Origin of the sequence: Streptococcus sp. HSISS3 (assembly GCF_000448605.1) — a bacterium.
Lineage (GTDB): Bacteria > Bacillota > Bacilli > Lactobacillales > Streptococcaceae > Streptococcus > Streptococcus raffinosi.
Genome location: NZ_CM002130.1, coordinates 484,454 through 498,636 on the forward strand (window position 1 = coordinate 484,454; position 14,183 = coordinate 498,636).

The following is a 14,183-nucleotide window of genomic DNA, read 5'->3' on the forward strand; positions in this document are numbered from 1 at the left end:
CTGTTGATCCTGGTTCTGCACTCACTTCAACTGGTGTCTTAGTACCGGCTTTACCTGTAAGGTCTGTATCGACGACTGGTTTCGCTGGAGCTGTGGTGTCTTTGACTACAAATTCTGTTAATGGTTTTGTATCTTTAGAACCATCTTTATAGGTTACAACAACATTGTTTCCATCTTTTTCCACTTTATCAACAACTTTTGAAGCATCTTCTACTTCCTGACCTTTTTTGTCAGCTAAACGTGCATCTGGATTGTTTTGAGAATATTCAACTTTAACTTTCTCTTTAATTTTTTCAAACTCTTTATCAGTAACATTGTTAGCATTTGATACGGTTACTTTATCTGCTTCTGATGGAGTTTTGATATCATATTTTTTAGTTTGTGCTTTTAATACGAAAGTTACTGCACCTGGGTCAGTCAGGTAAGTACCAACTACTTCTCCATTATTTTTAGTTTTTGTTGCATTATTGGAAATCTCTGCACCATCTGTATCAGTTGCAGTGGCAAAACGAGTTACAAGCTCTAGAGAGTCGTTTTCTGTTTTTGGAAGTCTACTTTCAGCAATACCAGAAACTTGTCCAGTAACTTTAATTTTTGCTGGTGTAGCAGTTTCAGAATTAATCGCTGTTACAGTGTAGCCCCATTCATTATTTTGTTTTTCTGGGTTCCCATCAATATTATTTAAGGCAATATTTCCACCTTTTCTTAATGATGCGGATTTAATTTTTCCAGAATCGTCGTTAAAGGTAATATCAACGTCAGCTTCTTCTCCAGTATATAGATAAACTTCTTTTTGTTTGGAGCTGGATCTGAATATGGAATCTCTACTGTAGGAGCCTCGTTTTGACGTGCAGGATTTACAACTACAGTAACTTCAATCTCACCTGACTCTTTACCTTGGCTATCAACAGCTTTATACTTAACTGTATAAGTGCCTGGGGTGTTTGTATCAACTGTCTTGGTTGCTGTGTTTCCATTTACTGAAACGACTTCAGCATGTACCTTATCACCTAGTGTTGCTTGAGCATCATCTTCTTTATCTGCCACTGTCACAAGAGAAGTAAGGTCCAGTTGAGCACCTTGTTCGACAGTTTTTCTGTTTCCTTCAACAGCTGAAGCAATAGTTGGTGCATGGATTGCCTGTCGCAATGGCTTTAAATTCAGAGGCTGAGAGTGTTTGCTCGTCAATATCCTCTGAAGCTCGCATCGGTGTACGACTGGTCATGATTTGCGTAATATAACGGAGCTTTGTTTCTTGAATCTGCCAAAGGTAGTTATCAAAGCTTCCTTTAGTGATATAGTGGAAAATATTTACCTTACGATAGATATTTCCTTGACGAACCAAGCGTCCATTACGTTGGATAATATCAGACGGTTTCCAAGGCACATCGAGATGATGAACAGCTTTCATACGACGTTGTACGTTAAGACCGGTTCCCCCTTTTTCCGTTGAAGCCATGAGAATACGAATCTCACCAGCATTCATTTGACGTTGAAGTTGGAGCTTAGCCTTTTTGTTAGCAGCATCGTGAATAAAAGCAATCTCTTCTTCTGGAATTCCTCGTTCAACAAGCAAATCTTTCAACTCTTGATAAACAGAGAAACCCTTGCCATTAGGAGTTCCAAGGTCAGAGAAAATCATTTGTGTCCCTTTATGCTTAGCCTCCATGTGATAAATCTTGTCCACTCGCTCAACCACTTGCATGAGTTTATCTGCATCAGCTCTTACATAGAACTCCGCATCAAGCAAACGCATGTCTAAAGCCAACTTTCTGGCTTCACTAGTGATTTTGAGCATGTTATCTTCACTAGGATCTACATTCCCATTTTTAACTCGGTCTGAGCGTTCTACAAGCTCATCCAAATAAACTTTTTGGTTCTCAGTCAACTGACTTTCAACCGCTACCTTTTCTACCATAGGAACTGGAAGATTAAGGTCTTCAGTCATTTGGATATCTGCAGTCTGACGATAAATCGCCATCAGCTCAGGGAGATTCATAAATTTAGCAAAGCGTTTACGTGAAATATACTTGTCTCCAGTAGGGTTAAGTTCAAGACTATTCTCAACAATCCCAAACGCACCAACCCAAGCATCAAAGAAACTTACACCGAAGTGTTCCATGACATCTGGTTGAAGATAATTCATCATCGTATACATTTCGCTAATAGAGTTGGAAACTGGTGTTCCAGTCGCAAAGACAACGTGACGTGTATCATGCTCTTCTTGAAGCACGCGCACCTTCATTTCCATATCCATATTCTTTTTTGAGGTACGGTTGGTAATACCAGCAACGTTCCCCAAACGTGTCATAGGACGGACATTCTTGTACCCGTGGGCTTCATCAACAAAAAGCATATCAATACCAAGGCTTTCAAAGTTGATAAACTCATCAATACCAGTCTTGTTTTCAAGCAACGTTTCTAAGTTTGCCTCAAGACTTCTACGCATAGATTGTGCTTGCTTAAAAGTAATTTTGTCGTCATTAGCTTTTGCGTAACCAATGATCTCATCAAGCTCATCAATCTTTTCAGAAATAAAGGCTTGTTCACGTTCTTGTGAGACACGAACTTTCTCAAATTGAGAATGCCCAATCACAATACCATCATAGTCGCTCGTTAGAATACGAGAAACGAACAAGCGACGGCGTGACTTTTCAAAGTCCTGCTCAGTCGTAACAAACACTTTCTTGGTAGGGTAGAAACGCATAATTTCTTGACCAAATTGTGCTGTTAGACTAGATGGAACTACAAACAATGGTTTATGAATAAGCCCAAGTTCTTTCATCTTGAAAGCTGCAGAAATCATGGTTAGTGTCTTACCAGTACCCACTTCGTGAGCAAGCAGTGCACGTCTCTCTTCAAGAATACGTTGTACCGCATTTTTTTGGTGAGGGCGAAGCTCTACTCCTTTAGCCAACCCATCAAATTCCAAGAGACTTCCATCATATTGACGTGTCACATAGCGATTAAAGACTTCATTGTAGGTATCCTCAATCACTTCTTGAACTGTTGGATTTTCATGAATAAAGTTCTTAAAGCTTTCTTGTAGAACACGTTCACACTCACGTAGGTTTGCTGTAGCCACTTCATCAACCTTACGTATCGGGTTTTCAGTCGTACCAAAGTTACGCATGATTGTTGGTTGATTACTTGTAAGCAAGTGAGCCACAATATCTGTTGCGTGTGAGTAGCTTTTATTGTACTCATCACGTAGACCTAAACGAAGGTTAGATTGACGACTCATATAGCAGTTTAACAAGCGTTCGTTGAAACCTCGTCCGATTCTGGATGTCACTAATAGTGATTTAGCTTCTTCAGAATGGAGACCAACCTTTTCATCCAACAATTCACTAAACACCCATTGAGAAACGACGTTACTAGGAATCCAGCTAGAACCAATGCTGAAATCAATATCAGATAAGACAACTGGTTCTGGTACAACAGATAAAATCAATTCCAAATAACGTTCCCAATCCGCTTGTGTATCTCCGTCTTCAATGAGAGAGTTAATGCAATCACGTTTAGCAAGAACATCACCTGAAAGGAATTTATCCTTAGTAACATAGTGTACAGTCTTATCATCAATATAGCGTTCCACATCAATCATCACGGTCTCACCTAGTTCAGAAATCATCATATCTTCTGAAACATCTGGATAGACAGAACTCATGAGGTTCAAATCAACGCCACGACCTTCTGAAAGCGACACATTCAAGGCTTCTACTGCTGACATCACTTGATGGAGGTGTTTTTTAGGACGAATAGTTGGCTTTTTAAAAGCATCTGACTTCACAAAGACTACCTTTGAGCTGTCATTCTCGTCCAACTCCTCTAATTCAAGACTAGCGATAAGAGGATAACGGTCATCTCGGTCAAAGAGGCGAGCATTCACCGCTTGATTGATATAACCATACTTCTTCTTGAAAGTATCGTAGGCTTGATTAAGTGTTGCAAGCAGTTGTTTGAATTTCCCTTCATCATAGTCTGTCGTCATTTGAATATCAATAATGGCTTGATACGCATTTTTGATAGCAACCATGCCACGAATACGCTTGTTTTCTGTATCCGTAAGGGGTGTTTCATAGAAATAAATACCTTTGTATAGCCCTTTACTTTTAGCTGCTTTAGAAGGTGTTTGACTTACCCATGTATTTGTAACAATATTAGGGTCTGCTTCTACTGCTGCTTCAAAGTCTAAAATGGCTTCTTCTTTGTATTTATCATCGTATTTTACGAACTGTCCTTGTTCGTCTTGATAAAAAATCATTTCAGCTGCGCGTGAGCTAGGACGGATAGACGTGTTATCACGATAATAAACACGCCCATTTTTATCACAAGCATACTCGTTCAATCGAATGTCAAGTGAAGTAAGCAAGCCTTGGTCAAGATGATTCACTTCTTCTTTAAGGATAATATCACGAGGTTCTAGTCTCTCTACTTCGAAAGGCACTGTTACTTTTGATAGTGCTTCTTGAAGCTCTGAAACTAAGTCAAAAGAGCTATCTACCACAAGATCCAGTGTTCCACCATTGAAATGACGTACCTGATAATCACCTAGGACACAAGGATTTTTACAAATAGCATCCTGGAAGAAATAGGGATTGAGTGAGACACGTTTATCAAAGGGGAGTTTATTTCTATCTGAAGACCAGAAGTCGATATTATTATCGGGAACAGGGATAAAAGCTCCTTTTTGGAAAAATAGGATATCTGTTACCACTCGTGTTCCAGCATCTTTAAAAGCAGTATTTGGTAAGCGGACACCACCTAAAAACTGAGTTCCGCTACGACGGAGTTCTGGCAGAATTGAACCAGCACTCTTATCTGCAGTACCAGTTGAAGTGATAGCAGCAACCATCCCATGATAGGGTACCAAATCGATAGCTTTCTTAAAGAAGTAATCATGAATACGATAAGGTTTATTATCATAAGCTTTATCGACAATGCGAACATCCGCAAATGGAACATTCGTAATGACCAAGTCAAATGGTGTCCCTTCAAAGTTTACTGTTTCAAATCCTTGGACTAAAACAGTAGCATCTTGATGAAGGTGTTTAGCAATAGCACCTGTAATGGTATCAAGTTCAATTCCATAAAGAGTAGAATTCTTCTTGATATCCTCTGGCATTGTTTCAAAGAAGATACCAGTACCCATTGATGGATCAAGAATATTACCTCCTTTAAAACCACTTTCTACAATCTTATCCCACATTGCAGTAGCAATCTCTGGACTTGTGTAGTAAGCCGTCAAGGAGCTCATTTCCATCGCACGGTATTCTTCTTTAGTGACAAGACTTTTTAGCTCATCACGCTCTTTTGCAAAACGATTAATCTTACTATCAAAGAAATCGTTAGCAAGTCCTCCCCAACCAACATAGTTATAGAGAATTTCTTGTTCAGCACTATCAGCTAGACGGTTATCTGCTTCGAGTGCTTTCACAAGTTTAATGGCAGAAAGGTTAGCTTGAACCTTTTCTGCTTTAGTCATTGTTTTATTTTGTTTTTGTTCTTCCATTCTTGTTCTTTCTCCTTAAAACTAAAAAAGACCTGGTATAATACCAAGTCTTTCTTTTTAGTTGTAGTATTTGTTTATACGACTCAAAAATATGTGAGCCTCTCGTGTTTTCCTGTTTTTGAGGAACTCAATAAAACTATCTTGAATGTCAAAAGAGAATGCTCCAGCCAGTTCACATTGCTTATCAAAGCTTTTGCTGACTGTCATAGCTTTACTCTTACGAATAGCTACATGCGTGGGCATTGTTCTGGGAAAGGTAACTCCTAGAGAGTAACCAAAATCAAACAAAGTTAATAGATATGGCGGTTCATCTTTAGAAAAGATAATACCAAAGTTATTCCAGTGTCTATCAACATTTAAGGTTAAGCGATCAATCTCAAAGAGTCTGGCAAATATCGAATCAAGCTCAGCTTCTGAAAAACCAATCTCAGCCAACTCTTTTTTCAAAAAGTTATACTGCTCTTGAGGTTGTTTCTTGGCTATTTGTTCGATATCTGATTCCGTATACCCCCTTTGTTGTAGCAAACGAAACATCGTAACGAAGCTTCCACCTTCTGGTATGAAATTTTGTGAACGACAAAGATCACTACCTACTTTTTCGTAAGGTACATAATCTTCAATCCCACAACTTTTCAAAAACTCAGATACTAGAAACTCAGCTTCAGCCTCCCCACCAAAAAAGTCTCTTTTATAGAAATAGTCATCTTTCAACCATTTCTCTTGAGTTCCTTTGCTAGAGGTAAATACAGTCATAGTATCTCTCCTATTTTCTACTCAAATTAGGATGATGATCTTCTAAAACAAATGGCTCATCATTGAGTTCTGGTATTGATACCCAATAAAAATCATCGGTATCAAAACCGTGTGTCATAGCAATTTCGTGCCAGACATCGGGAGCTGTATAGGTATAACCTAAAAGTTCCTTTCGGTTTTTTCGTCCAAAATCAATTTGACGCCCTTTTAGAAAATCTACCATACGTTCATAGGTGAATTCTGTGTTCAACAAAAAATCATCTTCCCTTTCAAACGTATCTAAGGTTTTACTGATTGTATCAACCAGGTATTTTCCAATCATCTTTTTATTGTTATAAAGAACAATAGTCAACTTCATGACGTTTCTCCCTGAATTATACATGAAATCACGTATAGTGTTATCTCTAGTATAACATGAAAACGCAGTTGACTCATAATGAGTTCTCGGTTTCATTTTTTCTCCTCTTATCTAAAACTCAATTTTAAGCTTTCCACAATGGGCTAAAAAAAGTTCTGCTTCTTTCTTTGCCTCTTCATCTGCGGATTTGTTCCTTTCTCCTTTCAGTTGAATAATCCTATTGTTTTTCAATTCAAGAGTATAGAGAGGGGTTTCTCTGTGTGCTTTATCACGAACAAAGACAATAATAGAAGTTCCGTAGACAAAGTGTTTTTTTGCATAACTTCCAACACAATGATGTAGGATTTTGCCTTCTTTGACAATTTCACTTTCGTCTTTAGGAAAGATAAAAGCATACTTGTCAAATGCGGTCTGAGCCTTCATCATGTTTGTCAAACGTTTAGCTGTTTCAACCCTCAACTTCGCCTCTTTCTTTTCGTCCTCAAGGCGTTGTTTCTCTACTCTCAAATCTCTGACAGCATTAGTTACACGTAAATATGTACCACGTGCTTGTTGATTCTCGAGAAGAGCTGAATAATTTTCTACGATCTCTGTATGTTTATTTTCCCAATTTTTTGGGATAACTACATAATCTCCATCAAATGGAATTCCCAGAGCTTCTACCATTTCTTGATAGTCCTCATAATCACGAATGGAGATATTGTTTTTCATCATCCAGTTAATAAAACGAATTGGTTTCACAGTGGATGGTATGATACTTTCCAAACGCTTAATTAGTGGCTTCTTGTCAGAAATCATAGCGTTTATAATCAACTCATATAACCCCTCGAAGGTTCGACCATATCGTCTACGCAAATCTTCCTCGAAAAATGCCTTTTCAACATTTATATCCGTATTTTTTAGATACGGTTTATTCCTTTTAAGAAAGTTCGTGGTAACCTTACTCATATTTGCATGACTATGTCCTAGACTATATGAGTAATATGATTTATAAAACGTAGACCCTACCAAATCTTTGACGATTCCACGCGCCTTAATTTTTTGGGCGAATTCAATACGCTCTCTATATTTATAAAGATGAGGTAGCACTAAGCTTATCTCAAAATTTTCTTTAATCACTTCATCAAAATCTAAGTATCTCAACTCAGATTTTGATTGTAACTTTTCAATAAGATTTTCCATACCACCATAAAGCGTATAGACACTAAATGCACCAGAACCGAAAAAGAGAGCATTTCTCTGATTTTGGAATCCAGTACTATAGATTTCTTTACCTTTTTGGACTGAAAGATATGGATCCGAGTGTGCTTTCACCATCTTATTGTTGGCAAGCTGATAAAAGTTATAAAGGCTGACGTCAAACTTTTCTTTTCCTTCTTCAAATGATTGAGTTACGGCATACATTTGCATTTCAATGCGTTTCTTTGTGACTCCCATCCAGACAAAGTAAAAAGTATCTCCTACAAAGGTTAAACGGCTGTTAAGTGATAAGCGTTTTGTGACCTTTTCCGAAAATTTTTTCGGTCTGAAGAGATAATTGTCCTGGACTTATTAGTCCATTCATAGATAGGAAAATCATTCTTCGCCCACTTGAAGAACCCGTTAGGAACTTTTAGACGATTGTCAACGATATCTTGAATACTCTTATTTGATTTTGCCATTGTTTTTCTCCTTAATCATAAAAAAATGGCCCTAGGACCATTTTTCTTTCCTTGTTGTTAAAATTCCCCTTCTTCAACAGATAAATCTGAAAAAAGATCTAACTGTTTCCCATCCTTTTTAGGTTTTTCTTAGTTGGAACTTTCTTTTTAGTTTCTGTTTTATTTAGGCTCTTATTCTGTTTCTTTTTTGGCTTCTTAGTTGGTTGCTTGGTTGATTTCTTACTACCAGTAGTCATTTTCCCTACAACGGATTTGGTCTCAACCTTCTCAGCGGTAAAATACTCTTTAACCCAAGAAAAGACTGTGGCATCATCAACCATAGCACCTTGACCATTTCTATAGTCAGATTTACTGGCTTTTCTGATGCAGTAAGCCATAGCATCCTTAATCGTACGATCCAGATGTTTAAGAATCCCAGCAATCAGCTCATCATCCTCTTGATGATCAACTATCCAATTATGAATAGCATCCTCAGTCGGTGTATGTGCTTCAGCCATTTCTTCATCAAAATGGCTTACTGCCATGAAGCAGTCAAAAGCATCAATCTTAATTGTATCAGTCATTGTTTTCTCCTCTTTTATTTAATCAAAGCTACGTTTCGTTTCCCATCTTTTCCTTGTGTCATTTCTAAAACATCGTGTGGGATTGAAAAGTCATCTTGATAAGCTGTTGTAACGACACTTAATCCTGCAGAAACAGCCTTAATTACTGCTTCTACTTCTTCTTGTGTATTAGCTTCACCAATAAACAAGACATCAGGGTTGAAGCGTAATACAAAAGTCACGAGCTTTTCCAGTTCCATACCGTTAGCTTTATTGACTTGTAGTTGGTAAAAAGACATTTCCTTAATCTCGACATGTCTTTCAATTGTTATGACTTCACCTTCTTTAAAAGCTTCAGCAAGTAACGAGTAGGCTAAAGTCGTTTTGCCGACACCTGCAGGACCAGTAATGACATGTAAGCCTGGAATGCTTACTTGTTCAAGCACTTCTTCCATACGACTACTATCAAACTCACTCAAAGAAATTCGTCGCTCATTCACATGAATAAGTCGGATAGACATCGTTTCTAGTCCTTGAAAATTAACTATCGTCGATATCCTAATGGTGATTACTCTACCATCATCCAACTGATAGTCACAAGTCCTTACCTGACTACAACGGTTTTTTGTTACGTCCATATCAGCTATAGATTTAATATGACAAAATAGAGCATCCGCATCCTCTGATGAAATGAAGTCATGGACCTGTTTAACATCAGCAGTTCTAAATACTACCTCGTAATCTTCACCATGTGGGAAGAAGGTAATATCTTGGATATTATTATCGATAGCTTCTTTTAAAATATTGTTTACAATCATTGTTTTTCTCCTCTCAGAACTCAAATAAGCTTAACTGTTCTCCTTCAGTTGTTGGTTTATCTTTAAGTGGCTTTCGACAAGCTACTAGTGTTTTTGGCTCCTTCTCAACCTTATAAATAGGTTGCATTGCACGATAGTTCTCAAAGAACGTGTCAAAAAATGCGAACAAAAGGTGTCGACATTGACTCAAAGCCCTATACTCTAATCGAGTATAGTAAGTAGCTTCATCAGATAGCAGTTCAGAATCTTTGGTATAAGTTTCAAAAACCCACCACTCAAAGCCACGTGCAAACACTTCAGTCGGTGTCAAATAATAATCCAACTTCTTCTTAATATGAACAGCTTGAGCTAAGTCCGTTCTGGTTTCCTCTGCTATTTGAATAAGTTTCAGCAAGCTAGCCTTGTAGATATTACGAATATCCTTAAAGCTATGTGATGTAGAGCTAATGATACCTGATTGATCATACGTATAGTCTAAATAATGTCCATACTCATGTATGAATGATGAGGAATCTCTTACATCAACTGCCATGATATTTAACCCTGGCACATAAAGTCCGCTTGCTTTATGTTTTCCTAGCTTTCGGAATTTGAGTTCGGGTTCTACAGTAGAATGAGGTAAGTGATTACACAACTTCTCCCATTCGTTCTCTAGAACCCTGAATTTCTCCTTATCAAAATCACTACCTCGATAACGCTCGGTATCTACTTCAACTTTCGAAAACCCTAAATCAAGAAATGACGTATTACTGTTCATTTCATGATCTTGAAAGATTTTATCCTCACGTACACTGGCTATCGTCTTAGTTGACTGATTAACATATTGTGCATTAAGGTTAGCTGCAAGAGCATCTTCATACTCTCTTTTAAGAACGTTAGCTATCTTTTGGATATTTCCATAATAACTACATTCCTTGTAGATACCTTCACTATGGATAGACATCAATTCAAGAAAGCTAAAAGATACTAGTCCATACCTCGTTTGAGAACTACTCTCTCTCCAAAAACTTAGGTTTTTCTTCAAAGGTACTCTAACCTTTGAATCGTCGACAATGAGAAGATACAAAGTGCGTTTGGTATCTTCTGCACTTTTAGTAGCAGGTAATCTACTCCCATGGAGTGTGAGAAGAATCTGTTCACCGAAAAGGTATTCCTGATTTTCTTCATCCCTCAAACTCATGCCCTCGAACAGTCTTTTTAGCTTATTCGAAAAATAAGCTTGATCATAACCAATGGTTTCAATATCAGCCATGATGTCTTTGACTTTATAGGCTGTATAGACATTATCTTGTCCGAATACCTCTACTGCTACTGCTCCGACTTCTTGAGATAAAAGTTCCTGACATTGATATCTACGAATATTCGCATAATAAATACAAAACCTTCTCACGATATCTGCAGCTTTATCAGTCTCTTTTATCTTCGGAAAAGTGACTTTTTTAGTTGTTTGTTGTGCTACTGCTAGTAAATTTGCCATTGTTTTTCTCCTTAATAGCAAAAAGGAAGGTAAAGCTTAAAGCTACTACCTTCCTCTTTCTCTTATATGTACTATGTACGATACACTATGAACTATACATAGTATGACATACAATTTATTCCGTAAAAAAGGAAACCTAATTATTGTTATCAAGTTTCCTTGCATAATCTCGTTTGTGACTCTCTATATTTCGAAAAATATCATTCTTATCCCAGATTTGTAATTCCCAAGGATAATAGAAATGACTCTTGTTTTTAAAGTAGAGATGGATGCCAGTATAGTCTTCAGTATCTTTTAAATACCAATTTTTAAGACCGTATTCTTCCTTCCAATCATCTAAACGATCCATCACTTCAGTAATGACAGATGTTGGCAAAATGACACGTGCTCCAAAAATATCATTTAAAACCGAATTTACTGGATACCCTTCTGCTCTTTTAGTAAAACGCTCAATCTTATCTAAAATAGATTCAGATGTCTTCACTCTATAGAAGTAACTAATATCGCTGACATCTGCTACCATCAAATAATCGTTGATAGATTCGTGCAGATTCAAACGATATTTTAGAATCTCATCAACTGGCACCTTCGCAAAAGTGTGATTAAGATTGACTTTAGCAAGTTTACCACTTTCAAAATACTCTTCTGAATACTTTATATGAATGGTGTTGATTTCAAAGATCAGTCGCTCTACTTTCTTGATATCCAACCCTTATACGTCTCCAAATAATTTTTCTTCATTATACCATATCCTGTTTATTATACGTTTTGAACTTAATCTTTTCTTCTGGAGAAGCTTTCAAAAGGAAATCATCGATTCCCTTTTCGTGAGGCCAGATTAGAGCACGAACCGTACAAGATTGCTTCGTAACTAGATCTTGAACCATGTCATACATACGTTCAAATACTGAGTCATTATCCTCAAAGTCTTGGTCAAAGGCTAGATAAATAGGTTTGACCTTTTTGAGTTCAGTCTTTCCAATAAAGTCCGAGATAGGACGCCATGCTGCTACTCCTGCCATAGAGATAACACAGATATTCCCCAATTGAGAAAGACGAGTGTTTTTCGCAACTGATACGGTGATATCTCCTTTAAGCAAACCTTCCGTAACTAGAAGGTTATCAACCTTACTCATAAGGTTGACTTTAGCCTTGCCTTCATCCGAAAAGCGTGCTTGTTCTAAAATGTCATCAGAATAAGCAAAATGTGGAAAAGACTTAGCACTTGTTCCTTCTGGCTTATATGCTGACGAAACAAAGACATACTTTTGCCCTTTTTTAAATGTCAACTCAAGTCCAGAAAGAAGTTTAACACTAGTTTTCTTAGTTGTCCCACTTGCTAGTTCGCGTGATGAACCTTTAGCAAACACATACCAATCGAAACTTCCATCTTCATTTTGGAAGACTTTAGCAGTACGTGCATTTCGTCCCTCTTGAAAGGCTTCGTTTACTTTGGCTTGATAACTAATGTTATCAAGACGTACTTGAAAACCTACAATTTGTCCCCAAGAATTGCGACATGGAATTAGAATTCCATCTTTTGATTCAAAAATAGGACATTTTGCGTTTTCGTTCCAATAGAAACCAGGAACTCCACGCCAAGCATCTTTAGGAAGCCCATTTGCAACAAAGAGCTTTTCCCAAATAGTTGCTGGGTGAGATACTGTTGTATCAACCTGCTTCTGGCGTGTTTGCTTTGTTGATGAAGCATAGCCACGCAGTGCAATAGTCTCAACAGAAAGACCTCGTTCTGCACTTGTTAAGTGCTTGACATGGTCCTTAGTTAATCCCAACACTTCAATCACAAGAGAATTTACCTTGTGAAGTGTTGAGATACTTGCCAAAGGCTGACTTTTCCAACTAGGTTCAAAAGTCACGTCTTTAGCTTTTTGGGGATCCAAATCATAAATCGTCCCAGCACTACCAAATTGTGGTTTGTCTGGGTCAATCTTTCTAGCACAGACTGCTTTAGATTGATCTGCAAAAACCAGACACCAATCTGGTTTGCCACAAATAGGGCAAGGGTAATCACGTCCTACCCGAATCATCTCGGTTTGTCCAATCGTAATAATTTTTGTCATTTTTTTCTCCTTATAAAATATAACATTGTTGTTTTAAAGTGACCTTGGAAAGTCTCGAACACCTGTTCGTAGTCTTTCCTCCGCATGACGACAATTTAGTGATGGAAACACCTGTACCTCACCTCTAATCATCGAGATGTCACCTTCCTTTTTTGTCCGACTACTCAAACTCAAAACAAAAAAAGCATAACAAAGAAGCCGGCAAGCCTTGTCTCTAAAAACAAGGTTGCGCGTGCCTATGGAAAATCATAGGAAACTTCTCGTTATGCTTTTATCTGCTAATAACGTTTGTTGTAGCCTTTCAAAAAATTAAAGGCAAATTATCTCGTACCTGTTGTAAGCGTCAAGCCCCTTCTTCTGTCTGATGGCTTAACTGATAGCTAAAAGCGAGTACGCTCCCTTTTAACCCAATCAAACATGGGATACCTATTGCTGGGACAGAACCAGAAATAGCATCTCCTCCTCCATGCTTCTATTTTCTTTAGTCACGTGACCAAAGGTTCACCGTTTGAGGTGGTGGAAAAAATATAAATTAAACAATTTATGTCTTTAGTATAGCAAAGAGCAACTAACATTACAAGTTTATCGTTATTCGAATTATAACCATATATACTACTCTTCATTGTATTATATACTATACATAGTCTATAGTTTACAACACATTATGTATAGTCCACCAATAGTAATAAGCGAAGAATCAGTCGTCATGAAAAAAGAAATACAAGATACATTGATAAACTATGTATCTTGTATCGTAAATAATCTAGAACACTCTTTATACTAATTTTAAATATAACTTATTAACCAATAAGAATATAATCATATATAGTTCTTTAATGTATCGTTCAATATGCATCGTATATTATCTACTATATACGATAAATAAAGAAACTATACATTATTCACATTACATAATGTATTAGGTATCGTCTTGTGATAGAACTGTTCTTATTTATTATATTAAATGAATGAATAAAG

At 37.3% G+C, this 14,183-nt stretch carries 11 protein-coding genes; all 11 read right to left on the reverse strand.

The features are described 5' to 3' along the window. A partial coding sequence (locus HSISS3_RS11915) for a hypothetical protein (protein WP_042771781.1) occupies positions 1-184 on the reverse strand: 184 nt, incomplete at its 3' end. 521 nt (positions 185-705) lie between these two features. Continuing rightward, on the reverse strand, positions 706-1,149 hold the full coding sequence (locus tag HSISS3_RS12215) for an immunoglobulin-like domain-containing protein (protein ID WP_021151474.1): 444 nt from the start codon (positions 1,147-1,149) through the stop codon (positions 706-708). Next, the gene (locus tag HSISS3_RS02475) at positions 1,106-5,515 is read right to left on the reverse strand and encodes an SNF2-related protein (RefSeq protein WP_021151475.1); all 4,410 of its coding nucleotides are present in this window, start codon (positions 5,513-5,515) and stop codon (positions 1,106-1,108) included. Before HSISS3_RS02475 ends, HSISS3_RS12215 begins: the two co-directional genes overlap by 44 nt. A 57-nt stretch (positions 5,516-5,572) precedes the next feature. Further along, positions 5,573-6,226, reverse strand: a complete 654-nt coding sequence (locus HSISS3_RS02480; protein WP_240472092.1) for a hypothetical protein — start codon at positions 6,224-6,226, stop codon at positions 5,573-5,575. 52 nt (positions 6,227-6,278) lie between these two features. After that, on the reverse strand, positions 6,279-6,626 hold the full coding sequence (locus tag HSISS3_RS02485) for a hypothetical protein (RefSeq protein WP_021151477.1): 348 nt from the start codon (positions 6,624-6,626) through the stop codon (positions 6,279-6,281). A gap of 111 nt (positions 6,627-6,737) precedes the next feature. Continuing rightward, on the reverse strand, positions 6,738-8,063 hold the full coding sequence (locus HSISS3_RS02490) for a PcfJ domain-containing protein (RefSeq protein WP_240472093.1): 1,326 nt from the start codon (positions 8,061-8,063) through the stop codon (positions 6,738-6,740). A 322-nt stretch (positions 8,064-8,385) separates the two neighbouring features. Continuing rightward, positions 8,386-8,850: a Cas9 inhibitor AcrIIA9 family protein gene (locus tag HSISS3_RS02495; RefSeq protein ID WP_021151479.1), complete on the reverse strand. Its 465-nt coding sequence runs from the start codon at positions 8,848-8,850 to the stop codon at positions 8,386-8,388. 14 nt (positions 8,851-8,864) lie between these two features. Further along, positions 8,865-9,647, reverse strand: coding sequence for an ATPase, T2SS/T4P/T4SS family (locus HSISS3_RS02500; protein WP_021151480.1), 783 nt, complete (start codon positions 9,645-9,647; stop codon positions 8,865-8,867). A gap of 13 nt (positions 9,648-9,660) precedes the next feature. After that, positions 9,661-11,124, reverse strand: a complete 1,464-nt coding sequence (locus tag HSISS3_RS02505) for a hypothetical protein (protein ID WP_021151481.1) — start codon at positions 11,122-11,124, stop codon at positions 9,661-9,663. Between the two features lie 136 nt (positions 11,125-11,260). Further along, a complete protein-coding gene (locus HSISS3_RS02510; RefSeq protein WP_021151482.1) occupies positions 11,261-11,833 on the reverse strand; it encodes a hypothetical protein in 573 nt (190 codons plus the stop codon). Positions 11,834-11,864: 31 nt separating this feature from the next. Continuing rightward, a complete protein-coding gene (locus HSISS3_RS02515) occupies positions 11,865-13,205 on the reverse strand; it encodes a DUF3854 domain-containing protein (RefSeq protein ID WP_021151483.1) in 1,341 nt (446 codons plus the stop codon). Positions 13,206-14,183: the final 978 nt, after the last annotated feature.

Coding starts and splice junctions, on each gene's coding strand:
- HSISS3_RS02475 (WP_021151475.1), bottom strand. CDS start 5,515: ATGGAAGAACAAAAACAAAATAAAACAATGACTAAAGCAGAAAAGGTT.
- HSISS3_RS02485 (WP_021151477.1), bottom strand. CDS start 6,626: ATGAAGTTGACTATTGTTCTTTATAACAATAAAAAGATGATTGGAAAA.
- HSISS3_RS02490 (WP_240472093.1), bottom strand. CDS start 8,063: ATGGGAGTCACAAAGAAACGCATTGAAATGCAAATGTATGCCGTAACT.
- HSISS3_RS02495 (WP_021151479.1), bottom strand. CDS start 8,850: ATGACTGATACAATTAAGATTGATGCTTTTGACTGCTTCATGGCAGTA.
- HSISS3_RS02500 (WP_021151480.1), bottom strand. CDS start 9,647: ATGATTGTAAACAATATTTTAAAAGAAGCTATCGATAATAATATCCAA.
- HSISS3_RS02505 (WP_021151481.1), bottom strand. CDS start 11,124: ATGGCAAATTTACTAGCAGTAGCACAACAAACAACTAAAAAAGTCACT.
- HSISS3_RS02515 (WP_021151483.1), bottom strand. CDS start 13,205: ATGACAAAAATTATTACGATTGGACAAACCGAGATGATTCGGGTAGGA.